This is a genomic window from Mesobacillus stamsii (genome assembly GCF_030814065.1).
Taxonomy (GTDB): domain Bacteria; phylum Bacillota; class Bacilli; order Bacillales; family Cytobacillaceae; genus Mesobacillus; species Mesobacillus stamsii.
Genome location: NZ_JAUSUN010000003.1, coordinates 100,991 through 125,001 on the forward strand (window position 1 = coordinate 100,991; position 24,011 = coordinate 125,001).

At 42.9% G+C, this 24,011-nt stretch carries 23 protein-coding genes; all 23 read right to left on the reverse strand.

Going from position 1 to position 24,011, the window contains the following annotated elements:
* Nucleotides 1-44 precede the first annotated feature (44 nt).
* The 23 genes from rbfA to J2S25_RS03250 all read right to left on the reverse strand — a co-directional run bounded on the left by rbfA (nucleotide 45) and on the right by J2S25_RS03250 (nucleotide 24,009).
* Nucleotides 45-428: a 30S ribosome-binding factor RbfA gene (rbfA, locus tag J2S25_RS03140; RefSeq protein ID WP_044394429.1), complete on the reverse strand. Its 384-nt coding sequence runs from the start codon at nucleotides 426-428 to the stop codon at nucleotides 45-47.
* An 18-nt stretch (nucleotides 429-446) separates the two neighbouring features.
* Nucleotides 447-728, reverse strand: a complete 282-nt coding sequence (locus tag J2S25_RS03145) for a DUF503 domain-containing protein (RefSeq protein WP_084221840.1) — start codon at nucleotides 726-728, stop codon at nucleotides 447-449.
* Nucleotides 728-3,031 (reverse strand): translation initiation factor IF-2, encoded by a 2,304-nt coding sequence (infB, locus tag J2S25_RS03150; protein WP_044394430.1) that lies wholly within the window; start codon nucleotides 3,029-3,031, stop codon nucleotides 728-730. Before infB ends, J2S25_RS03145 begins: the two co-directional genes overlap by 1 nt.
* Before the next feature lie 19 nt (nucleotides 3,032-3,050).
* The gene (locus J2S25_RS03155) at nucleotides 3,051-3,353 is read right to left on the reverse strand and encodes a YlxQ family RNA-binding protein (RefSeq protein ID WP_307191243.1); all 303 of its coding nucleotides are present in this window, start codon (nucleotides 3,351-3,353) and stop codon (nucleotides 3,051-3,053) included.
* Nucleotides 3,354-3,358: 5 nt separating this feature from the next.
* Nucleotides 3,359-3,634 (reverse strand): RNase P modulator RnpM, encoded by a 276-nt coding sequence (gene rnpM, locus J2S25_RS03160; RefSeq protein WP_044394475.1) that lies wholly within the window; start codon nucleotides 3,632-3,634, stop codon nucleotides 3,359-3,361.
* A gap of 16 nt (nucleotides 3,635-3,650) precedes the next feature.
* Nucleotides 3,651-4,757 carry a transcription termination factor NusA gene (gene nusA, locus J2S25_RS03165; RefSeq protein WP_044394431.1) on the reverse strand — a complete coding sequence of 369 codons (1,107 nt, stop codon included), beginning with the start codon at nucleotides 4,755-4,757 and terminating at the stop codon, nucleotides 3,651-3,653.
* 117 nt (nucleotides 4,758-4,874) lie between these two features.
* Entirely contained in the window at nucleotides 4,875-5,345 is a 471-nt protein-coding gene (gene rimP / locus J2S25_RS03170) for a ribosome maturation factor RimP (RefSeq protein ID WP_044394432.1), read from the reverse strand.
* A gap of 191 nt (nucleotides 5,346-5,536) precedes the next feature.
* Nucleotides 5,537-9,862: a PolC-type DNA polymerase III gene (locus J2S25_RS03175; protein ID WP_044394433.1), complete on the reverse strand. Its 4,326-nt coding sequence runs from the start codon at nucleotides 9,860-9,862 to the stop codon at nucleotides 5,537-5,539.
* 253 nt (nucleotides 9,863-10,115) lie between these two features.
* Nucleotides 10,116-11,819, reverse strand: coding sequence for a proline--tRNA ligase (locus J2S25_RS03180; protein WP_307191207.1), 1,704 nt, complete (start codon nucleotides 11,817-11,819; stop codon nucleotides 10,116-10,118).
* A 100-nt stretch (nucleotides 11,820-11,919) separates the two neighbouring features.
* On the reverse strand, nucleotides 11,920-13,179 hold the full coding sequence (gene rseP / locus J2S25_RS03185; RefSeq protein ID WP_044394435.1) for an RIP metalloprotease RseP: 1,260 nt from the start codon (nucleotides 13,177-13,179) through the stop codon (nucleotides 11,920-11,922).
* Nucleotides 13,180-13,230: 51 nt separating this feature from the next.
* Nucleotides 13,231-14,373, reverse strand: a complete 1,143-nt coding sequence (locus J2S25_RS03190) for a 1-deoxy-D-xylulose-5-phosphate reductoisomerase (protein WP_307191208.1) — start codon at nucleotides 14,371-14,373, stop codon at nucleotides 13,231-13,233.
* A gap of 82 nt (nucleotides 14,374-14,455) precedes the next feature.
* Entirely contained in the window at nucleotides 14,456-15,244 is a 789-nt protein-coding gene (locus tag J2S25_RS03195) for a phosphatidate cytidylyltransferase (RefSeq protein WP_044394437.1), read from the reverse strand.
* A gap of 19 nt (nucleotides 15,245-15,263) precedes the next feature.
* Complete coding sequence (gene uppS / locus J2S25_RS03200) at nucleotides 15,264-16,040, reverse strand: undecaprenyl pyrophosphate synthase (RefSeq protein WP_044394438.1); 777 nt, start codon at nucleotides 16,038-16,040, stop codon at nucleotides 15,264-15,266.
* Nucleotides 16,041-16,479: 439 nt separating this feature from the next.
* Nucleotides 16,480-17,037 (reverse strand): ribosome recycling factor, encoded by a 558-nt coding sequence (frr, locus tag J2S25_RS03205; protein WP_044394439.1) that lies wholly within the window; start codon nucleotides 17,035-17,037, stop codon nucleotides 16,480-16,482.
* Nucleotides 17,037-17,762, reverse strand: a complete 726-nt coding sequence (gene pyrH / locus J2S25_RS03210) for a UMP kinase (protein WP_044394440.1) — start codon at nucleotides 17,760-17,762, stop codon at nucleotides 17,037-17,039. Before pyrH ends, frr begins: the two co-directional genes overlap by 1 nt.
* A 126-nt stretch (nucleotides 17,763-17,888) precedes the next feature.
* Entirely contained in the window at nucleotides 17,889-18,773 is an 885-nt protein-coding gene (tsf, locus tag J2S25_RS03215) for a translation elongation factor Ts (RefSeq protein ID WP_044394441.1), read from the reverse strand.
* 152 nt (nucleotides 18,774-18,925) lie between these two features.
* Nucleotides 18,926-19,636 (reverse strand): 30S ribosomal protein S2, encoded by a 711-nt coding sequence (gene rpsB, locus J2S25_RS03220; RefSeq protein WP_041967225.1) that lies wholly within the window; start codon nucleotides 19,634-19,636, stop codon nucleotides 18,926-18,928.
* 143 nt (nucleotides 19,637-19,779) lie between these two features.
* Nucleotides 19,780-20,334 carry a hypothetical protein gene (locus tag J2S25_RS03225; RefSeq protein WP_044394442.1) on the reverse strand — a complete coding sequence of 185 codons (555 nt, stop codon included), beginning with the start codon at nucleotides 20,332-20,334 and terminating at the stop codon, nucleotides 19,780-19,782.
* Between the two features lie 10 nt (nucleotides 20,335-20,344).
* Nucleotides 20,345-20,656 (reverse strand): hypothetical protein, encoded by a 312-nt coding sequence (locus J2S25_RS03230; RefSeq protein WP_044394443.1) that lies wholly within the window; start codon nucleotides 20,654-20,656, stop codon nucleotides 20,345-20,347.
* A gap of 4 nt (nucleotides 20,657-20,660) precedes the next feature.
* Nucleotides 20,661-22,055, reverse strand: a complete 1,395-nt coding sequence (locus J2S25_RS03235; RefSeq protein ID WP_307191209.1) for a flagellar assembly protein A — start codon at nucleotides 22,053-22,055, stop codon at nucleotides 20,661-20,663.
* A 13-nt stretch (nucleotides 22,056-22,068) separates the two neighbouring features.
* On the reverse strand, nucleotides 22,069-22,830 hold the full coding sequence (locus J2S25_RS03240) for a FliA/WhiG family RNA polymerase sigma factor (protein ID WP_044394445.1): 762 nt from the start codon (nucleotides 22,828-22,830) through the stop codon (nucleotides 22,069-22,071).
* 47 nt (nucleotides 22,831-22,877) lie between these two features.
* Entirely contained in the window at nucleotides 22,878-23,375 is a 498-nt protein-coding gene (locus tag J2S25_RS03245; RefSeq protein ID WP_044394446.1) for a chemotaxis protein CheD, read from the reverse strand.
* Nucleotides 23,368-24,009: a chemotaxis protein CheC gene (locus J2S25_RS03250; protein ID WP_044394448.1), complete on the reverse strand. Its 642-nt coding sequence runs from the start codon at nucleotides 24,007-24,009 to the stop codon at nucleotides 23,368-23,370. The genes J2S25_RS03245 and J2S25_RS03250 overlap by 8 nt, the downstream gene beginning before the upstream one ends.
* Nucleotides 24,010-24,011: the final 2 nt, after the last annotated feature.

Sequence of the window (24,011 nt, forward strand, 5' to 3'; positions counted from 1 at the left end):
GTCTATCCATTTTAATCGGATCAAGTTTCTTGACTATACTGTCTTTAATCCGTGTCTTTTTTCTCTTGCTCTTCTTCTCCAAGCTGCTCTTCTCTGTGCAGCTCATGGATTAGTGAGTTGATGCGATTTCCGTACGCCATTGTTTCATCAAATTCAAAGATCAGCTCCGGTGTCTTTCTAAGGCGGATTCGCTGGCCAATTTCTGTCCTGATGAAACCTTTTGCCTTCGCTAACCCTTTAAGCGAATCTTCCCGCTGTTGTTCGTCTCCTAAAACAGAGATATAAACCTTCGCCTGCTGCAGGTCTCCTGTAACCTGGACATCTGTCACAGTTACAAAACCTACTCGCGGATCTTTGATTTTTCGGCTGATGATATCCCCTAACTCTTTTTTCATTTGTTCGCCAACACGATTTACTCTATGACCCATTTTTAATCACCTCATTAATCAAAGCCATTCTATTTCGGTGATGGTACGTTCGATCTCTGGAAAAGAATCAATCATTTTCAAGGCATTGTGAAGCTCCCTTTCGGTCGATACCTTAGATGCTGAAACAGCTACAACCGCAATTGTTGTCCGCTGCCAGACATCGTGATGCTCAACTTCGGAAACAGAGACATTAAATTTTCGCTTCAGCCTTGTGATAATCCGCTGCAGTACAGCTCTCTTTTCTTTTAGAGAATGAGCATCATATATGATGCACTCACAGGCTGCTAAGCCTACTATCATTAACGTTCCACTTCTTCCATGATATATGCTTCAATAACATCGCCTTCCTTGACGTCATTGAAGTTTTTAATGGTAATCCCACATTCATAACCAGTAGCTACTTCCTTCGCATCATCCTTGAATCGTTTTAACGCATCAAGCTGCCCTTCAAAAATGACAACTCCTTCACGGATCAAGCGAACACCGCTGTCACGAGTGATTTTTCCATCAGTGACATAAGAACCTGCAATCGTTCCGATTTTTGATACCTTGAAAATCTGGCGGACTTCAGCCTGGCCAATGATTTTTTCTGCATAAACCGGATCAAGCATTCCTTTCATCGCTGATTCGATTTCTTCGATCACCTTATAAATAATCCGGTGGAGTCGAATATCAACCTTTTCAGAATCAGCAGCACGTTTTGCATTATTATCCGGACGTACGTTGAAACCAATAACGATACCGTTTGAAGCTGCTGCAAGGGTGATATCAGACTCATTGATCGCACCGACACCTGTGTGAATGATCCTTACATTTACACCTTCAACCTCGAGTTTCTGCAATGCCGCAGCAAGTGCTTCGACTGACCCTTGGACGTCAGCTTTAATAATTAGATTTAGGTCTTTCATTTCCCCTTGTTTCATATGTTCAAACAATGTATCGAGGCTCACGCGTGTTTTTTCGCTGCGCTGTGCCTGCAATGCCTGCTGTGAACGGTTTTCACCAATGTGGCGTGCCGTTTTTTCGTCTTCAAACACGACGAAGCGATCACCGGCCTGCGGTACATCATTCAATCCTGTAATTTCAACAGGAGTGGAAGGTCCTGCTTCCTTTACGCGACGGCCTAAGTCATTCACCATGGCACGCACACGTCCAAACGTGTTCCCAACAACGATCGGATCTCCAATTTTCAATGTGCCATTCTGGACAAGCAGGGTTGCCACGGAGCCACGCCCCTTGTCAAGCTGTGCTTCGATTACAGTACCCATTGCATTTCTGTTTGGGTTAGCTTTGTATTCTTCCACTTCCCCGACAAGAAGAATCATTTCCAGTAAGCTGTCAATTCCTTCCCCTGTCAATGCCGAGATTGGTACAAAGATTGTCTCTCCGCCCCATGCTTCCGGTACAAGTCCATACTCTGTTAATTCTTGCATGACGCGATCTGGATTTGCAGTTGGTTTATCCATCTTGTTTACTGCAACGATGATTGGCACTTCGGCCGCTTTCGCGTGGTTTATTGCCTCGACAGTCTGCGGCTTTACTCCGTCATCTGCGGCGACAACCAGAATGGTAATATCCGTAATTTTCGCACCGCGTGCACGCATCGTAGTGAACGCAGCATGGCCAGGGGTATCCAGGAAGGTAATTTTCTTGCCATTTTCTTCAACCTGATAGGCACCGATATGCTGAGTAATTCCACCGGCTTCTCCTGCTGTCACTTTCGTATTTCGGATAGAATCAAGCAGTGTTGTTTTCCCGTGGTCTACATGGCCCATAATGGTAACAACGGACGGTCGTTCAACCAAGGAATCTGCCTCATCCTCCGAAAAGTACACTTCAAGGTCTGTTGAATCGATCTTGATTTCCTCTTCTACTTCGACGCCATAATCGGTGGCGATCAACTCGATTGCATCTTTTTCTAGTTCCTGATTAATCGTTGCCATGACACCAAGCATGAAGAGCTTTTTGATGATTTCGGAAGGCTCACGGTTCAATTTCTTGGCTAGTTCAGCAACTGTAAGGGATTCAGTAAAAGTAATCTTTACTGGTAGCTCTTTTACTTTTTTCGGCTGTTGTTGTACCTGCTGTTGGTTTTGTCTTCCTTTATTTTGATTCTGCTGATTTTTGTTTCTGTTGTTTTGTTTGTTCTTGTTGAACGGCTGAGAATTACCAGGCTTTTTAGCTGCCGCCGAAGTTTTTACCTTTTCAGGAGTTGTCGCACGGCGCTCATCATCAGAAAATGCGCTTGCGGTTGTCTTAAGTTGTGGTTTCTCCTGACCATTTTGGTTGCGTTGCTGATTTTGTCCTTGATTGCGATTTGGACCTTGGCTTGACTTTTGTCCCTGACTTGGTCTTTGGCTCTGATTACGGTTCTGACCTTGGTTGCTGCCCTGAGAAGCCTTCGGCCGGCTTTGTTCTGGCTTCTGAGCTGATTGATTTGGATCTTTCTTTTGGTAGATTGCATCCAGCTTCTTGATCGTATCTTCTTCAATAGTAGTCATATGGTTGGAAACCTCAATATTCATTTCTTTTAATTTTATAATCACGTCTTTACTCGATAAATCATGCTTCTTCGCATATTCATAAACGCGTGTTTTACTCATATTTTCACCCCCGTTAGAATTAATCGAGCAACGTCAACAGTTTTTTTGCAAAGCCCTCGTCCAACAGGGCTACTACAACACGGGCATCCTTTCCAATCGCCTTGCCAAGCTGAAACCTGTCTGGAACCATCTTGCAGGGAACGTTATAGGATTTGCACTTGTCGGTAATCTTCTTTGTAGTATTTGCGGATGCATCCGCTGAAAGCAAAATGAGTTTCGCTTTCCCGCTTCTGATTTCCTTGACGGAAAGCTCTTCTCCTGAAATGATTTTCCGCGCTCGATTGGCTAAACCAAGCAGTGACATCCATTGATTTGCGTTCATCAGGATCATCTGCTCTCCTTTTCGATAAGGTCAATCAGCTCATCGTATATTGCATCGTCCACCTGTGTTTCAAGTTGCTTGGACAATATATTTCGTTTCTTTGCTAAAACCACCGCTTGTTTATCTTTTGAAAGATAAGCTCCTCGTCCTGACTTCTTCCCAGTCAGGTCGATTGATACTTCTCCTTCTTTTGAGCGAACGATGCGAACTAGTTCTTTTTTCGGCCTCATTTCACCGGTTGCGACACACTTTCGCATAGGAACCTTTTTGCGGCTGTTCACGATCATTCACCTCACCTTAATCGAAGTCTTCTTCATAGTCATCATCAGCAGATAACAACGGCTCATTGTCTCGTGGAAAAATCCCGATCTCTCTTGCCTCGGTTTCTGCCTTGATGTCTATTTTCCAGCCAGTAAGCTTAGCGGCAAGACGCGCGTTTTGTCCGCGTTTGCCAATTGCAAGTGATAGCTGGTAATCTGGAACGATTACCGTTGTTGCTTTTTCTGCTTCATTGACTAGGACATCAAGAACTTTTGAAGGGCTCAATGCATTTGCCACAAATACAACTGGGTCCTCAGACCATTTAACGATGTCTATTTTTTCACCCTTAAGCTCATTTACGACAGCCTGAACGCGATTTCCGCGCGGACCAACACATGAACCTACTGGGTCCACCTCTTTGTTATCAGAATGGACAGAGATTTTTGAACGGTCTCCTGCTTCTCGTGCAACTGACTTGATTTCAACCGTACCGTCATAAATTTCAGGTACTTCAATTTCGAAAAGTCTCTTTAACAGCCCCGGGTGGGTTCTGGAAACGAAAATTTGTGGACCTTTTGTGGTTTTTTCAACCTTGGTGATAAAAACCTTGATGCGGTCATGAGGCTTATAATGTTCATTTGGCATCTGCTCATTCGCTGGCAGGATCGCCTCGATTTTGCCAAGACTCACATAGATGAACTTTGGATCCTGGCGCTGGACGATGCCCGTCATAATATCTTCTTCCCGATCGATGAATTCTGAATAGATGATTCCTCTTTCAGCTTCACGAACACGCTGAGTGACAACCTGTTTGGCAGTCTGAGCCGCAATCCGTCCGAAGTCCTTTGGTGTGACTTCGAGTTCCACTACATCTTCTACTACATAATTAGGATTGATTTTCCGTGCATCTTCCAGTGAAATTTCCAGGCGCGGGTCAAAGACTTCATCGACTACTTCCTTTCTGGCAAAAACACGCATGGAACCACTTCCTAAATTCAAGTCGATCCGAACATTTTGGGCCTGATTGAAGTTACGACGGTACGCAGAAATTAATGCAGCTTCCATGGCATCAATTAAAACATCCCTGGAAATTCCTTTTTCTTTTTCAAGAATTGTAAGAGCATCCAACAATTCGCTGCTCATGAGATATGAATCCCCCTTTTTTTACTACCCTCTTTTTAAGGTTTCTTTGGGACTATGTAACCCGAGAATAATCCAAAATTGCCTTTACACTAATGACTAAAGATTTTACTGGACAGATTATGAAAAAGTGACTGCAAGCCTTGCGCTGGCAATCTTATCAAAAGGTAGTTGAATTATTTTCGTACGGGTTTTGATCTTCACTTCCACAGTAACGGTTTCACCATTATAATCGGTCAATATCCCCTCAAACGCCTTTTCTCCATCTATCGGTTCATACGTCTTGATAAAGACATTTTTTCCGATGGCATTTTGATAATCCTTTTCCTTTTTCAAAGGGCGTTCAGCACCAGGTGAGGAAACCTCCAAAAAGTAGTTATGCGGGATTGGATCAATGGCATCAAGCTTCTCGCTAAGGCGTTCACTGACGATGCCGCATTCCTCGATATCAATACCGTTGTCCTTATCAATGTATACGCGCAGGAACCAGTTCTTCCCTTCTTTGACGTATTCGATGTCTACTAATTCTAAGTTGTTTTCCATTAAGATGGGAGTTACTAGCTCTTCCACTGTTTCTGTAACCTTGCTCATAAAATCCCTCCTTAGACATAACATTCCGTTACATTTTTGGTTAAATTTCCACAAAAAAGTGCTTAACAAACAAGAAAGAGCGGGTTGCCCCACTCTCCTCTGCCAGAGTTATCCTTAGTATTTCCAATAAAAATATAACATAACCTGCTATTTATTGCAACCGAAGGCGAACGGAACGTTTTCGTACGATATTAGAATAAGGACAATTGGTTTTGATCTGGCATTCCTTCCAGGCAGCCGTGGTTATCGAGATACTCCAGGATGGTCTTTGAAATCTTTCCGCGCTGCTGGAGGTCTTCTTTTGACAGGAACTCTCCTTGTTCACGCGCATTGACGATATTAAATGCCGCGTTCGTACCTAAACCTGGGATTGCATTGAATGGCGGAATCAATTTATTTCCTTCAATAATGAATTCCGTTGCACTTGACTTGTATAAATCTACTTTCGCAAACTCATACCCGCGTTCGCACATTTCTAGCGCCAGTTCCATAACAGTCATCAAGTTCTTTTCTTTTGTTGAAGCATCAAGCCCTTTCGTATTGATTTCGTCAAGGACCGATCGAATACTTTCAGAACCTCGAACCATAGCGTCCACCTCAAAATCATCTGCCCTAACTGTAAAATAGGCCGCATAATACATAAGCGGATGGTGAACCTTGAAATACGCAATCCTGACTGCCATCAAAACATAGGCAGCCGCGTGAGCTTTAGGAAACATATACTTGATCTTTTTACAAGAATCGATATACCATTCCGGCACTTTATTTTTGCGCATTTCTTCTTCCATTTCATCCGTCAGGCCTTTCCCTTTACGGACAGATTCCATAATCTTAAAAGCGAATGCCGGTTCTAGACCCTGATAAATTAGGTAGACCATTATATCATCACGACAACCGATCACTTCACTAAGGTTACAAGTATGGTTATGGATCAATTCTTGGGCATTTCCAAGCCATACATCCGTACCATGGGAAAGGCCGGAAATCTGCACGAGCTCGGAGAAAGTCGTCGGCTTCGTGTCTTCAAGCATTTGCCGAACGAATTTAGTGCCGAACTCCGGAATACCAAGTGAGCCGGTCTTTGACATTATTTGCTGCTCCGTCACACCAAGCGATTCCGTTCCGCTGAAAATCTTCATGACTTCCGGATCATCGGTTGGTATGGTTTTAGGATCGATCCCGCTTAAATCCTGGAGCATCCTAATCACTGTCGGGTCATCGTGACCAAGAATATCCAGTTTCAATAAATTATCGTGAATCGAATGGAAATCAAAGTGAGTTGTTTTCCATTCGGACGTGTTGCTATCTGCAGGAAACTGAATCGGCGTAAAGTCATAAATATCCATATAATCTGGAACAACAATGATTCCGCCCGGGTGCTGCCCGGTTGTTCGTTTTACTCCCGTGCACCCAGATGCGAGTCGGTCGATTTCTGCCCCTCTTAAATGCAGGTTATTGTCACTCTGATAGCCTTTCACATAACCATAAGCCGTTTTATCAGCAACCGTACCGATTGTTCCGGCACGATACACATAATCTTCTCCAAACAACTTTTTTGTGTAGTTATGGGCACGTGGCTGGTATTCACCCGAGAAGTTCAAGTCGATATCCGGAACTTTGTCGCCCTTAAACCCTAGGAAGGTTTCAAACGGAATATCATGGCCATCTTTTTTATATTTGATCCCGCAATCTGGGCAATCCTTGTCTGGAAGATCAAACCCAGAGCCAACTGAGCCATCATTGAAAAACTCGGACTTCTTACACTTAGGGCATACATAATGCGGCGGAAGCGGATTTACCTCGGTGATTTCCGTCATTGTCGCTACAAAAGAAGATCCAACAGAACCTCGTGAACCAACGAGATACCCATCATCCAATGACTTTTTCACTAGTTTATGGGAAATCAAATAGATAACAGCAAAACCATTATCTATAATACTCTTCAGCTCTTTTTCGAGGCGTGCTTCGACGATTTCTGGAAGTTCGTTCCCGTAGATTCTGCGAGCCATTTCATAGCTCATGCTGCGCATTTCTTCATCCGCGCCTTCAATTTTCGGCGTGTAAAGCTCGTCTTTTATCGGTTTGATGACCTCGATCCTATCAGCAATCTTATTCGTATTTTCGACAACGATTTCTTTTGCCTTTTTCTCTCCTAAAAACGCAAAGGCCTCCAGCATTTCATTCGTGGTCCTGAAATGAACGTCAGGAAGCTGGTGACGGTTTAGCGGATTAGCGCCGCCTTGGGAATTTACTAAAATTTTTCGATATATTTTATCGTTTTCATTCAAGTAATGTACATTCCCTGTAGCAACTACTGGCAAATCCAGCTTTTCACCAAGCTTGACGATATTGGCAATGATATCCTCTAGTGCTTTCTGATCTCTGACTAATTCCAGCTCCAGCAAATGGGCATAAACCGCTTTCGGGTGGACCTCTAGATAATCATAGAACTGCGCTGCTTCTTCGACTTCTTCCCGGCCTTTTTGCATCATGCCTTCAAAAATTTCTCCTTTGTCGCAACCCGAACCTATCAGGATGCCTTCACGATGCTTGTTCAGCAACGATCGCGGAATTCTTGGCACTCTGTAAAAATAATCAATATGTGAAATGGAAACAAGCTTGAAAATGTTTTTCATACCAATTTCATTTTTCGCAAGCAAGGTAGCATGAAATGGACGCGCTCTTTGGAAAGCTTTCCCCTTCCCCATGTTGTCGTTAAGCTGATTATGGTATTCCAGTCCCAGTTCCGCTGCATCTTTCAACATTCTCAACAATAGATACCCTGTCGCTTCGGCATCATAAATTGCACGGTGATGCTGTGTCAATTCAATATCGAATTTTTTTGCAAGGGTATTTAACCTATGGTTCTTCATATCCGGGTACAGGAAACGGCCCAATTCCAGTGTATCGATTACCGGATTTGGAGCTTTTCCTATTCCGATTTTTTTATAGCCGGTGTTCAAAAAGCCCATATCGAATGAGGCATTATGGGCAACTAAAATACTCTCAGCTGCCCACTCATGGAATTTTTTCAAAACCTCGCTTATCTCCGGGGCATTTTGGACCATATCATCCGTAATACCAGTCAGGTTAATTGTTGTTGCCGACAATCGATGGTGCGGATTCGCAAACGATTCGAACCGGTCAATGATTTCGCCGCCGCGCACTTTTACGGCTGCTAGTTCAATGATCGTATCGTATACAGCGGACAACCCGGTTGTTTCAACGTCAAACACAACATACGTAGCGTCTGCAAGCAATCTATGCGCCTCATTATAGGCAATAGGCACCCCGTCATTCACAAGGTTGATTTCCACACCATAAAGGATTTTAATGTCATTTTTCTTTCCGGCACTGAATGCTTCTGGGAAAGATTGGACAACTGCGTGATCGGTAATTGCCACCGCTTTGTGGCCCCACTTGGCTGCCTGAGCGACAAGGGCACTAACAGGAGTGACCGCGTCCATTTGGCTCATCGGACTATGAAGGTGCAGCTCGACTCTTTTTTCGCCTGCTGGGGCAGAATCGATTCTTCCTTTTGGTTTGATTTCGTTCACATCATTCCCAATCATGATAAGATCACGAACGAAGGTGTCATTTTGGATGCTTCCTCTTACCTTTAACCACATCCCTTTTGAAATGCGCTGATATAGGGCAGCATCCTCCTTGTCTCGTGAGAACATTTTTACGATGATGGAACTGGTATAATCGGTAATCTTAAATGTTAGAAGCGTTCTGCCGCTGCGAAGTTCCTTTGTCTCAGCAAAAAATACATATCCTTCAACAGCAACGCGGCGTTCTTCATCAACAATGTCCTCCAGCTTGCGGAAATCGGCATCATCTTTGATTGTTAGTCCGATGGTTACTGGCCCATCGAGAGCTGACCCATCACCCTGGGCTTTTTCCGCTTCCTTTTTCTGCATTTCCATCATCGCCATCAATCCGCGTTCCTGATCTTCCTTCTCATTTGCCTTCAAGAATCGTTCGTATTCATCCGAAGTGTGATCACTGCTGACAACAGTGTCCACCGTCAATGGCGGAAATCCAAAACCTTGGTAGATCTCAGCAATCATCCCTCCATATTTCCTTTTAAGGGCTAGTCCTTCTGCATCATTCCTGGCTGTAAGAAGGATCTTTGTCCCCTGTATTTTCGGTACCTGTTCATTCAGCAGCTTTAACAATGGCGGTGCAATTCCATCGATTTCCTTGATGCACAGCTTCCAGTAATCAAGGATGTGCTGCTCGCTAATGGCCTGGTCCAATACTTTTACCGAGTATGCTACTTTTGCAATGTGGGAAAAAGTCTGCTCTAATTTTCCTGCGAAGCTACTAAACAGCGAACAAGGAATAATTCTTTCAAACTGGAAAAAGAAATGCCATTTTCTTGCCTGCTTTTCTATTATGACCTTGTCAATTTGCGCATTTTGAAACTGGGTGACAATGGCATCTTCTGTAAGCTGCAACTGTTGCAGCAGGAGCTGAAACCTTGCTTTTTTCCCTGACGAAAGATCACTCATATTTTTTCTCTCCCATCTAGTTTGAAATATCTATCGGGACGAAAAGCCCGTTAAAAGTGATTCTAGTTTTTTTATTAAGTGATTAATAGCAATGGTTATTATACCATAAAATGTTTGTGCCGTTACCTGTGTTTGATATTTCATTTTGGTGTTCCAATAGGAAAAGGATTCTGGGCACATTGACTATCACGCTTGCAGGAAACTCCTAATAAACACCAAAAAGCGGATCCTAATGAAAGGATCCGCTTTCTGTTTATAGTTCTTTGAGCATATTTTTTAATGTATCCGCGAGGTCATCTTTGTGTATTTCTTGCATTTCACCGTTTTTGCGGATTTTGACTTCGACGATTCCTTCGCTGGCTTTTTTTCCGATCGTGACTCTTATCGGCAAACCAATGAGGTCAGCATCCGCAAATTTCACTCCAGGGCGTTCTTGTCGGTCATCCAACAGGATTTCCATCCCAGCCTGCTGGAGGCTGGAATACAGCGCTTCAGCCAATTCTGCTTGAGCATTGTCTTTCGTGTTCACAGCGATTAGATGGACGTCAAATGGCGAAATATTCGTCGGCCACACTAGTCCGTTTTCGTCATTAAATTGTTCAGCAACTGCAGCCATTGTACGGGAAACGCCTATCCCATAACAACCCATGATCATAGGCTTTGACCTTCCATTTTCATCGAGAATTTCAGCATTCATCGATTCACTATACCTTGTGCCGAGCTTGAATACATGGCCTACTTCGATTCCCTTTGCAAACACGATGGTTCCTTGTCCATCTGGGGATGGATCTCCTTCTTTAATAAAGCGAAGATCCGTGTAGGTTGAAACCTTTAAGTCACGATCAGGATTGACATTTGTATAATGGTAATCTTCTTCATTAGCTCCGCATACTCCATTTACGATTGCCTCCACCGCTAAATCTGCAAGTACCTCGACACCATCCACTCCGATTGGACCAAGGGAGCCAACAGAGCATCCAAGTATTTCTTTTGTTGTAATCGTATCGGCTAATTCGACGGTAGCAGCACCATAATAATTTTTCAACTTAATATCGTTCACTTCGTGGTCCCCACGTACCAAAACAAGCACAAAGCGATCATCTATTTTGAACAGCAGAGACTTGATACAATCTTTCTCTTCGACATTCAAGAAGCTCGAAACTTCTTCGATTGTCTTCTTGCCTTCTGTGCGGACTTTCTCCAGCTCCTTAGCCGGATCGCTGCTCTTTTCGTAAACAGCAGTCACTGGTGCCATTTCAATATTAGCAGCAAAATCGGACGTATCCGAATAAGCGATCGTATCTTCGCCAATATCCGAAAGGACCATGAACTCGTGAGTATCTTTTCCTCCCATTGCACCCGAATCAGCGATGACCGCTCGGAAATTCAATCCACAGCGTCGGAACACATTGGAATACGCCTGAAAAATGCGCTCATATACCTCATCGAGACTCTCCTGCGATGCATGGAAAGAATAGGCATCCTTCATAATAAATTCGCGGCCGCGAAGGAGACCGAATCTTGGTCGTTTTTCATCACGGTATTTCGTTTGGATCTGGTAAAGCGTTAGCGGCAGACGCTTATAAGACTTTACTTCATCGCGTACAAGGCTGGTGATGACTTCTTCATGAGTGGCACCGAGGGCAAACTCCCGGTCGTTCCGGTCCTTCAATCTCATTAATTCCGGTCCATAAGAATACCAGCGACCTGATTCTTGCCATAATTCCGCTTGCTGGAGCGCGGGCATGAACAGCTCAGCCGCTCCCGCATGGTTCATTTCATCCCTGATGATTGCCTCTACTTTTTGCAGAACCTTTCTCCCTAAAGGCAAGTATGTATAAACACCGCTAGCATTTTGACGGATGAATCCGGCTCTTAGCAAAAGTTGATGGCTTTTTACATCTGCGTCAGCTGGCACTTCTCTTAAAGTAGGAATAAACGACATACTTTGCTTCATCTTAATTTACACCTCGTTATGAATTTTTCATCGTTTTTTGAAAAAACATTCCTGACCGAAAATTTTCGGGCAGGAAGTTTCTTTGCTACACAATGTTACATTACAGAAAAAACCGTTGAATATCGTTCCAAGTGACGACGAGCATCAGAAGCATCAATAACGCAAAACCAATGAAGTGGACCATTCCTTCTTTTTGCTTATCGATTGGTTTTCCTCTGAGCGCTTCAATTGCAAAGAATGTCAGCCTTCCGCCGTCTAAAGCTGGAAATGGAAGCAGGTTCATAATCCCAAGATTGATGCTTAAGATTCCCGCCCATTTCATTAAATAAAATATCCCAGACTTAGCAACAGTATCTGTGGACACATAAATTCCTACCGGACCAGACAACGCGTCAATCGAAAATTGGCCTGTCAGGAGTTTTCCTAGCATCGAGAAAATTTCGGTTGTCCAGAAATACGTTTCTTTTACGCCATATGAGATTGATTTGATTGGTGATTTTTCAACAGGACTGTAAACACCAATCAAGCCAATTTTTTGCCCTTCGACGTCTTTCACTTCAGGTGTCACCGGCATATCCAAGTTTTGTCCTTGACGGTTTATTGAGAAATCAAGTTCAGTCCCGGGATTTTTACGAATGATCTCAACAACATCTTGCCAGCTAGAAACTTCTGAACCTTCAATGCTATTGACTACATCCCCTTCTTGCAGCCCCGCTTTAAGGGCACTGCCGTCAGCAGTCAGCTTCCCAAGAACGGGCTCATTTGAAGGAATCCCCTGGAACAAAGCAAGGATGATGAAAACCACCATAGCAAGGATAAAATTCATCATCGGTCCAGCAAAGATTGCCATGGTTCTTTGTCCGAGTGTTTTGGAAGCGAACTGCCTGTCATATGGAGCAATTTGTGTTTCAGTATTATTTTCAACAATCACCGCAGTTTTGCTGACCGGATAGGATTTCAGCAGGCTGTCATCCTCGCCTTCTTCATATCCTTTTATCACCAACTCATGCTCAATATCTGCTTTTTCCACTTCAATAATTCTTGCATCAGGATACTTTTCCTTGTTCGTAAGGATAATTTTTTGCACTTCATTCTTTTCTAAAAGCAAACCCACTCTGTGCCCAGGCTTGATTTCTATTATTTCCGGGTCTTCGCCAGCCATTCTCACAAAACCGCCGATAGGCAGGAGACGAATCGTATAAACCGTTTCATTTTTCTTATGGGAGAACACTTTTGGCCCAAAACCAATCGCAAACTCCCGGCAAAGGATGCCTGCCCGTTTTGCGAATATCAGATGACCAAGTTCATGAAAGAATACGAGGGCACCAAAAATGACAATGAATGCAATAACTGTATTCAAATTAGCAAACCACCTTTTTTAAGGATAAAATCAACTTTGTAAAACTCTCTTTTATATTACCGAATTCACATAGTTTCTTGTCTCTCTGTCCGCCTCTTGAATGGTTTCGAGGTCAGGAGTTCCTATGATGATATGATGTTCCATTGCTTTCTCTATTAAGTCTTCAATTTGGAGAAAAGAGATTCTGTCCTGTAAAAAGGCAGCAACCGCGGCTTCATTTGCCGCATTCATCACCGCAGGCATCGTTCCCCCTGCCCGACCGGCATCATAAGCAAATTTCAGGCAGCGGAATCGGTTCAAGTCCATATCCTTAAAGTGAAGGCTTCCGATTTCAGACAGGTTCAATCTCTTTCCTGACAAAAGCGGCAGCCGGTCTGGGTAGGTAAGAGCATACTGAATCGGCACTTTCATATTCGGCGTACCGAGTTGGGCGATGATGCTAGTATCATGAAACTCTACCATCGAATGGATAATACTCTCTTGATGGAGCAGAACCGAAATGGCATCATATGGAAGAGAAAATAGCCAATGCGCTTCGATAACCTCTAAGCCTTTGTTCATCATAGTCGCGGAATCAATCGTTATTTTTGCTCCCATCGACCAATTCGGATGGTTCAAAGCAGCTGATTTTGTCACCCCATGCAATTCTTCTCTTGTCCGGTCCCTAAAGCTTCCACCCGAGGCTGTAAGGATGATTCGTTCGATATTCTTTTCTTTCTCACCCTGCAGTGCCTGAAAGATTGCTGAGTGCTCACTGTCCACTGGCAAGATCGTCACGTTATTTCGTATTGCTTCCTCCATAACAATATGACCAGCAGTGACAAGTGTTTCCTTATTGGCAATTGCGATCGTTTTGCCTGATCGAATTGCTTCTAGTGTTGGCTTCAATCCTACACTTCCAAGCACTGCATTGACTAGAACATCAGCCTTATCGAAAACTGCTGCTGCTTCAAGACCCTGAAGTCCATACACTATTTTAACTGATGGAAATTCTGACTTTAACCGGTCGGCATCCTCTTTTTCCTGTACCGAAACTAGTTCTGGCTGAAACTCATGGATGATTTTCCTGCAGAGCACAATGTTCCGGCCCGCAGACATGGAAACGAGTTCGAACTCCTCAGGATGCTCCCTGATCACTTCGAGTGTTTGGATCCCAATTGATCCTGTTGCACCCAACAAGCTAATTCTTTTCACAATTCTTTCACTCCTAATATCGGGAAGATGTATTCATCCGGCCGATCATGCTTGCTAAGCCCCTTTCACCGGTAAAAATCAATCACAGCAAATGTAGTAAATGGATTAACGGCCAAACAAACAGCAGACTGTCAAATCTGTCCAGCATACCGCCATGTCCAGGAAGGATGTTCCCTGAGTCTTTTATATGATAATAGCGTTTTAGCGCGGATTCGACAAGATCGCCTATTTGACCAAAAATAGATAAGAAGGCTGTAGCTGCCAGCAGGATGATGACTGATACCTCCATATCACCGAGTATACTAAACAAAAGTGCAACGACAAGTGCCGATGCTACACCGCCAAAAAAGCCCTCTGTTGTTTTATTCGGGCTGATTTCCGGCCAAAGCTTATGCTTGCCAATTGCCCTACCGATAAAATATGCTCCCGAATCGGTAGCCCAAATGATGAATAACGAATAAAACACATAGATTAGATTTGCATCTCGGGTTTCAATGAAAAAGTAAAAACCAAGCCCTACGTAAAGAATAGACATTATCGAAAAGGCAACATCTTCATAGGAAAAGCGATTCTTTGAAATGACCGTATAAGCCAAAAGCAAAAGCACTCCAAGAAAGAAGATTTCCACTTTGGTATAATCAATCTCCTTTAGAAAGCCGCTGTACTGGCTGGGAATCAGGAAAATCCATAATAGCACCAGGGATAGAAACCCCGGGATCGAGTAAAGGGTTAATTTCTTCATTTTCAGCGCTTCATATAATCCAATAGATGCTATTATATATACCATTGCGATAAATGGCCAGCCTCCGAAAATAACGATTGGAAGAAAAATAGCTGCAGCGATCACTGCTGTAATGATTCTTTGCTTCATTTACTTTTTCACACCTTTTTTAAACTCCTCCAAAACGCCGCTGGCGGCCCTGGAATGCTTCGATTGCTTCGATTAAATGCTCTTCGTTAAAATCAGGCCAAAGTACGTCAGTGAACCAGAACTCCGTATAGGCAAGCTGCCAAAGCATAAAATTGCTCAAACGGATTTCTCCGCTTGTCCTGATCAGTAAATCAGGATCATTCATCTCCCTTGTCATTAAGTAGGAGGAAAAGGCATCTTCTGTTAAATCGTCTTCTGAAATCTTACCGGTTCTCACATCTTCAATGACCCTTTTGACACCATCTAAAATTTCCGCCCTGCTACCATAATTAAGCGCAAAATTCAGTACAAGGCCGGTATTATCCTTTGTATCATCCATCGCTTTTTCAACGGCTTTTCTTGTATGCTCGGGAAGCTTATCCATGTATCCAATCATTTCAACCCGGACATTTTCTTCAACCAATTCAGGAAGGAAGGTGCCGAGAAATTCTTCCGGAAGTTTCATGAGAAAATCGACTTCCAATTTCGGTCTTTTCCAGTTCTCTGTAGAGAAAGCATATACAGTCAGCGTTTTTATTCCAAGTTCATTGGCCAGCTTGGTTATTTTTCGGACAACCTTCATTCCTTCATGATGACCAGCTACACGCGGCAATGCGCGTTTACTAGCCCAGCGTCCGTTTCCATCCATGATAATCGCTATATGAGCCGGAACTTGATGTTCTTTTATTTTTAGTAGACGTTCTTGGAAATCGGATGGGCTAGGATCCTTCTTCCATGGATTCAATTTATTTAACATTGTGACAGCTCCCCTAAAAGATTATCTTTAGCACCAATCATGGGGGTGACATTCCCTAAGAACGTTTGGTGCTGAAGCTGGACTGCTCACGAAAAGCCATAGAGTAATCCTGTTCTTCTCTCTTTCATTTCCATATGCCACTATCATACCAAAAAAGAACCAAGATATCTCTATAAACGGATGGACTAAAGCATGATATTATGTTGAATCAGGTTCCAGGCCAATAGCAGCCTTATAGACAGATTATGTTATTCAAAGAAAAAACAGAATAAAACGGCTAATATTATTATATTCTATCATTCAAACCGTTATCGTAAACTCATTCTTTTTATGTACTTTTTTAAAATGACAAATGGCCGCTTCCCTACTATTCCGTTGGCGGCCCATTTGATAGCGAAAAAACCCCCTGGAAAACAGAGGGTTTCGATGATCACTGACGTTAAACTTCCATGATCTCTTTTTCTTTGTCTTTCGCAATCTGATCGATTTTAGCGATATGCTCATCTGTAAGCTTCTGAATATCGTCTGAATACCCACGATGGGCATCTTCAGTGATTTCTCCACTTTTCTCTAACTTCTTTAAATCTTCATTGCCATCCCGGCGGATGTTACGAACAGCAACTTTTGCTTCTTCCGCTTCTTTTTTCACAAGTTTGGCAAGCTCTTTGCGCCGTTCTTCTGTTAACTGAGGAATCGCGATTCTAATGATCGATCCATCATTAGAAGGATTCAATCCTAAATCGGATTTCAAGATAGCTTTCTCAATCTCGCCGAGGATCGACCTATCATACGGCTGGATGATCAAAAGACGAGCTTCCGGTACAGAGATGCCGGCAAGCTGATTGACGGGTGTGGGCGCACCATAATAATCCACCTGAATCCTGTCTAAAAGAGAGGCATTGGCTCTGCCTGCACGGATGCTGGCAAGTTCGCGGGTAAAAGCCTGGATCGCTTTTGACATTCTTTCTTTCACATTGGCAATTGCTTGTTTTGGCATTAGTTTTTCCCCCTCACAATTGTTCCGATTGTTTCACCCATTACTGCTCGTTTGATATTCCCCTTCTCCAAGATGGAGAATACAATTAATGGAATATCATTGTCCATACAAAGCGATGAAGCAGTTGAATCCATAACAGTTAGACCTTCTTTCAACACATCTAAATAAGAAAGCTCTTCGTATTTAGTCGCTTGCTTATCAACGCGTGGATCTGCAGAGTATACACCATCAACATTATTCTTTGCCATAAGGATCACATCTGCTTCGATCTCTGCAGCCCGCAATGCAGCAGTAGTATCCGTGGAGAAGTACGGATTTCCCGTTCCGGCAGCAAAAATGACGACGCGTTTTTTCTCAAGATGTCTGATTGCCCTTCTTCTGATATACGGTTCGGCAACTTGACGCATTTCAATGGAAGTTTGTACCCTTGTCTCGATTCCGGCTTGTTCCAAACTGTCCTGCAATGACAGAGAATTCATGACAGTGGCAAGCATACCCATATAGTCTGCCGTCGCCCTGTCCATTCCCATTTCTTCACCGATTTTACCTCTCCAGATATTCCCTCCGCCAACGACTACAGCGATTTCTACATCCAATTCCGCAATTTCCTTTACCTGGTCTGCAACATTTTTGATTACCGTCGGATTGATGCCAAATCCTTGTTCTCCGGCTAACGCTTCTCCACTTAACTTTAAAACAACTCTTTTGTATTTAGGACTCGTCATAGGGTACCTCCATATGTAGTTTCAGGCTTTTCCTTTGCAAGAATAAATAGGAAAAGCCCTAGTAAAGCTATGTCCAAAAACAGGGAACACTGTAGTGTTCCCTGCCATTACATACGCAAGTAAAAATTATTTCTTGTTTACCTGGTTCATTACTTCTTCAGCAAAGTTGTCTTCACGCTTTTCAATGCCTTCGCCTACTTCGTAACGAGTAAATTCACGAAGAGTTCCGCCTTTTGATTCAACGAATTGGCGCACTTTTTGGTCAGGATTCTTAACGAATGGCTGATCAAGAACACAAACATCTTCAAAATATTTGCTAAGGCGGCCTTCAACCATTTTGGCAACAATATTTTCTGGCTTGCCTTCATTCAGTGCCTGTTGAGTAAGAACTTGACGCTCATGCTCCACTTCTTCTTGAGATACTTCGTCGCGTGAAACGTATTTAGGGTTTAATGCAGCGATGTGCATAGAAACATCCTTAGCAGCTGTTTCGTCAGTAGTTCCTTCCAAAACAGATAGTACGGCAATTCGTCCTCCCATGTGAAGGTATGCACCGAATGCATCGTTATCAGTCTTAGCTTTCACTTCAAAGCGGCGAAGGGAAAGCTTTTCCCCTATTTTTGCAATTGCATTGCTAATGCGAGTTTCAACAGTATCGCCATTTTCCATTGTTTGAGCGTTCGCTTCTTCCACCGATGCCGGCTTATTCTTTAATAAATGCTCAGCAATTTCTTTAACAAGGACTTGGAAACCCTCGTTCTTTGCTACAAAGTCTGTTTCAGAGTTCACTTCAAGAATGACAGCTTCGTTGCCTTCTGCAAGAATATAAGTGGTACCTTCAGCAGCGATGCGGTCAGCTTTTTTTGCAGCCTTAGCGATTCCTTTTTCACGCAGGTAATCGATTGCCTGGTCCATATCCCCATTTGTTTCCTGAAGCGCCTTTTTGCAATCCATCATACCTGCGCCAGTTTTTTCGCGCAATTCTTTAACCATTTGTGCAGTAATTGTCATAATGAAAAATCCTCCTAAAATCTCAGGTTTTATGTAACTATACTTTATTTTAACTAGATTTCGCCAATATAAACTCCAATGGAATCATTTGGGATATATACATCTTAAAAAAAGGTGATAAAGGGCGCCTCCCTATATCACCTTTTTGTAAATTAAGCTTCTACAGCTTCAGTAGTTTCTTCGCCTTGTTTCGCTTCAATAATCGCATCAGCCATTTTAGATGTAAGCAATTTAACCGCGCGAATCGCGTCATCGTTCGCAGGGATAACGACGTCAATTTCGTCTGGATCACAGTTTGTATCAACGATTCCAACGATTGGAATGTTCAATTTGCGTGCTTCCGCAACAGCGATGCGCTCTTTGCGTGGGTCAATGATGAAAAGAGCATCTGGAAGGCCCTTCATATCCTTGATACCGCCCAAAAACTTTTCTAAACGCTCTTGCTCTTTCTTCAACTGCACGACTTCTTTCTTAGGAAGAACTTCAAAAGTTCCATCTTCAGACATTCTTTCGATATTCTTAAGACGAGAAATCCGCTTTTGGATTGTTTCAAAATTTGTTAATGTACCGCCCAACCAGCGTTGGTTTACATAATACATACCAGAACGAGCTGCTTCTTCTTTTACAGAATCTTGAGCTTGTTTCTTTGTACCAACGAAAAGAACCGTACCGCCGTTGCCAGCTAGCTCCTTCACGTAGTTGTATGCTTCTTCAACCTTCTTAACAGTCTTCTGAAGGTCGATGATGTAGATGCCGTTACGCTCAGTGAAGATATACTTCTTCATCTTAGGGTTCCAACGGCGAGTCTGGTGACCGAAGTGTACACCAGCTTCAAGCAGTTGCTTCATAGAAATTACTGACATTTTGTTTCCTCCTAATGGTTTTGATTTCCTCCGTCCAACTCATCTTCAGCCAGGACTGCCTCGGCAGCACCATCTGGCCAAATCATTGAACGTGTGTATTAACACCATGAGATAATATAGCATAAATAAAACTGACAATCAAGTTATTCCTGCCTATTTGGCCGAAATTTAAGCAAAAGTTCTATTTCTGTTTTCCCTTTATTCAGCTTCCTTGCTATTTCTTCGATTGTCAGCCCTTGCTGTTTCATTGTTGTGACCTGATCCATTAAACTAACTTCCTTTGTTTCTTCTGAACCCGCAGTCACGCCTTCTATCTCTGAGTGTTTGATGGGTACACCAGCTTGGTAAGCCTGTCTTGCTGCATGATAAGAGATCCCTTTACGGGTGTGGGGTTGTTGAATTTCGCGGATTACTGCTTCGGGGTCTTTCTGTGAACCTATATCTGTTTTTTCAGCAGGCTTGTCCGCTTTTCCTTGATTTACTGGCATATTGGCATTCGTTATCAACTTAAGAAACTTATCATTCTCTTCCTTCCATTCCAATAGATATGCTGAAAAAATTTCATCGATTTCACTGATGATTTTCTCTTGCTTTCTTTCTGTTTCCACAAGTCGATTTTGCCGTAAGTATAATACAATAATGGCGAAAATTGTTGCCATGTTCAGTATTAAAGTTAAGAGTAGTAGAAAAGTGGTCATAAATATCCCTCTATCCGCTGTAATCAATCACCTTCCCTTTATATGGGTGGTGTTGCTGGACAATCTCATCATCCTTATTCTCATGGTTTTCTCTGTTTTTTTGCTCTTGATCGCCTTGGTGACTACCCTCTTTATTTAAGCGGGCTTCCTGCTTTTGGTTGTTTTTCACTACGGTATTACGTGTTAAATCCTCTTCCTTCGTCACCATTTTTACGGCATGTTCCTGAAGATGCTGTCCCCGCTGTTGGAGTTGCTCTTGAATTTTGCCGGCATCCTGTGTCCTAGGAAGAGCAATCTGCATTTCGATTGCTTTGAGGCTCATCTTGTCACTTCCTAATGTTCGAGAGTTCAACTTTTACTATAGGATGAATCGAAATCTCACTATTCTCAAGACCGAAATACACCTTCTTGTATAGTTGATTTGTCATGAAGGTGTACTTGCCGAAAAACATCTTCGTATTGGGGAATACTTGATCATGAACAGTTAAGCAGGAATTCAACCGATCTTGTTTCTCTAGTTGCAATAACTCGAGGTTAGTCAAAAGTTCCAATAAGGATTCTTCCACTTGCAGCCTTGTATTTCGCTGTTTTGCTATCATTTGCTTCTGCTCATCTGTCAAGGAACCTGCACGCCTGCCAATTTCACCGAGTTTCTCCTCGATTTCTGTCAGTTTCCTAATGTTCTCTTTTGCTGTTTCGATTGCGGCAATCGTTTCCTGTTCCGTTTTTTCCAGCAGCGGATCCCAACCCACAGCTAACTCGGTTTTGGTAAAAAGCTCATTTCCCAATTCCTTGACTGAAATGTTCCGTCCTGCCGAAATCGTCCCCCCAATAATGGTTCCATTTTGGCAGTCTACATTTCCTCCAGCTGTCAATTTACTGTGAAGAACGGATGACTTAATAATGATATCCTGCCCTGCTTTGATATTTGCCTGATTAAGGTAATAGGCAAATACATTCCCGCCAGCGATAATCCTGCCCTTCATCGCTCCGGCGATTCCGCCTTTAATAACAATATTCCCTCCTGCCTGGAGATTGGCAGCTTCCACAAGCCCCTCGACGATAATATCCCCGCCGGCCTTCAGCTCATAACCGCTAGGAACATTGCCTTTTATGACGATATTTCCTACAAATTCTAAATTTCCTGTTTTAAGATCAAGATCCCCTTTTACCTCATAAACAGGATTAACGGAAATGGATTTCTGCGTGATGCTAACCTGTCCATCACATTCAGCATAAAATTTTCCAGTCTCCAATCGTACATTATTTCCTGCTCGTACTCTTAGGGGCCGTCCGTGCTTTGCCGGAAGGACTCTGCCCGTCACGTCCTTCCCAGGCGTTCCCTTCACAGCAGGAATAATACTTGCCAGCAACTGACCTTTTTTTACGGAAGGAATATGCATAACGGAACGGAAATGAAGCACTTTCTGTTCCAGCATACTAGATTGTTCAAGTTCATTGCGCAAATAGGCATCTTCTCCATCTACTTTTTGCATTCCAGTCGCAATGAGGACAGGATCTTTAATAGAAGTAGGATCTTTGGAAATTTGTTCTAAAATGTCCATTTTAATACCGAACGCAATCGTTTCTTTTTCGAGGACACTCTGTAATTCCTGAACAGATACTGAACGTTCCATCTCGTGGATTGAGTTATTGATTTCTAGTACTGCTGAAAGCCTGTCATTGGAAATCTTCACTATAAAATCCGTCGCCACATCCATCTCCTGCCTTCTATCATGCTGATTCCAGCCATTTTCTCAATTTAAAAATTGCCTTTGAATGTATTTGTGAAATCCTTGAAGTAGATAAATTCATGACTTGCCCAATTTCCGTTAACGTTAATTCTTCTTTGTAAAACAAGCTCAGTACAAGTTGTTCTTTATCATTCAATTTTGAAATCTTTTCAGCTACTTCTTCCAAAAGCTCAGATTTGACTAGTTTTTCCTCAGGGACCTCCGCTTTTTCATCCTTGATCACAAATGACTGATTGTCACGTTCCTCATTTTCATTTGGATGTTCATCTATTGAGAGGACATTCGCGAAAAAATGTTCATTTATCGTTGTGTATATGTCCGTTTCCTCCATATTCAGTTCACTGGCGATTTCTCCGATGGTTGCATTTCGCATGAAACGCTGTTCGAGTCTCTCGATCGCTGCATCTATTTTTTTTGCTTTTTCTCGAGTACTTCTTGGAAGCCAATCTTCCTTTCTTAATCCATCCAAAATTGCCCCACGAATCCGAAAGGAAGAATAGGTATCAAACTTAAGATCCCTGTTTGGATCAAATTTTTCCAAGGCATCATACAATCCTATCAGTCCTAAGCTTCTTAAATCATCTCTAGAAACACTTTTTGGAAGACTTACGGAGATTCTTTGCACATGGTAGGAAACAAGTGGCATATATTTTTTTATCAGCATATTCCCCGCATCCGGATCTCGGGATTGTATCCATTTATCCCATATAATCTGTTCTTCCGAAGTGGATCCTCGCACCATTGTCAACCTCCTCACGCGCATAACGCCTCTTTCTAGTTGTCAAAAAATTAAATCACACTATTTCCTTTGTTCACAGTCCTGATTTGCAGTAAACCGGTCTTCGGATCGAATTCAATCGTTCTGCCGCTATTGCCGCCTACATCTTGGGCTATTAGTGGAATGCGAAGTTCTTTTATTTGCTGTAAAACTGCCTCTACATTCCGTGGTCCAATTCTCATCATGTCACTGCTGCCTGAAAATTGGAACATCTGGGCGCCACCGGCAATCTTTGCTTTTATGCTTACCTGTTTTGCACCTGATTGAATCATGACTTCTAAAAGTTCTTTGATTGCTGTATCGGCAAATTTCGCCTTATTCAGAGGTTCGGCTCGGGAAAACGATGAATCCGGGAGCATAACATGAGCCAAGCCAGCTAATTCTGCCCGCTGATCAAACAAAACCACTCCAACACAGGATCCCAGGCCAGTTGTTCTGATCAAATCAGGTACTTTCGCAATATTCATATCGGCAATTCCAACTTTAATGATTTCTGCTGTTTTATGCATCAATCTTTACTCCTAGAGCAGAAAAAATGATATGGAAAGAATTCGGGTCGGGCATTAAAAAGAAATGCCCTCTCACACTTTCTGGCAACTCGGCATCTTCTTCATCCAGTGCCGTATCGATCACGATCGCGTAATCACTTACCTGTGATAGTTCCAACAGGCCAAAACTGACGATTGCCCCAACCATATCAATACTAAGAGCAGGAACGGAAGGATACATGCTCAACTTTGTAAAATCGGACAAAGAAGAGAGATAGGAACCGGATAGAATATTTCCTAATTCCTGAAGTGCTGACAATGCCAGCTCATTGTCCTGTTCATTCTTGAAGGAGAATGTCTCGTTTTTTGTTAGCTGGCGGATATATTTCTCTGCCTGAGGAAGAGGAAGGATGAAAAACATACTCCCCGGAGCCTCCCCCTCAATCCGCAGGAATACGCTCGCTACCACATTGTCTGCACCTCCTGCTAATTCCATCACTTCGTCGAAGGATACGACCCTGACACTAGGGACTCTCATATCAATTTTTTTGTTCATAATGGTAGATAAGGCGGTTGCAGCATGGCCGGCTCCTATGTTTCCAACCTCTTTTAATATGTCCAGGTGTATATCCAAAATGCTTTTTAGAAAAGTCATAA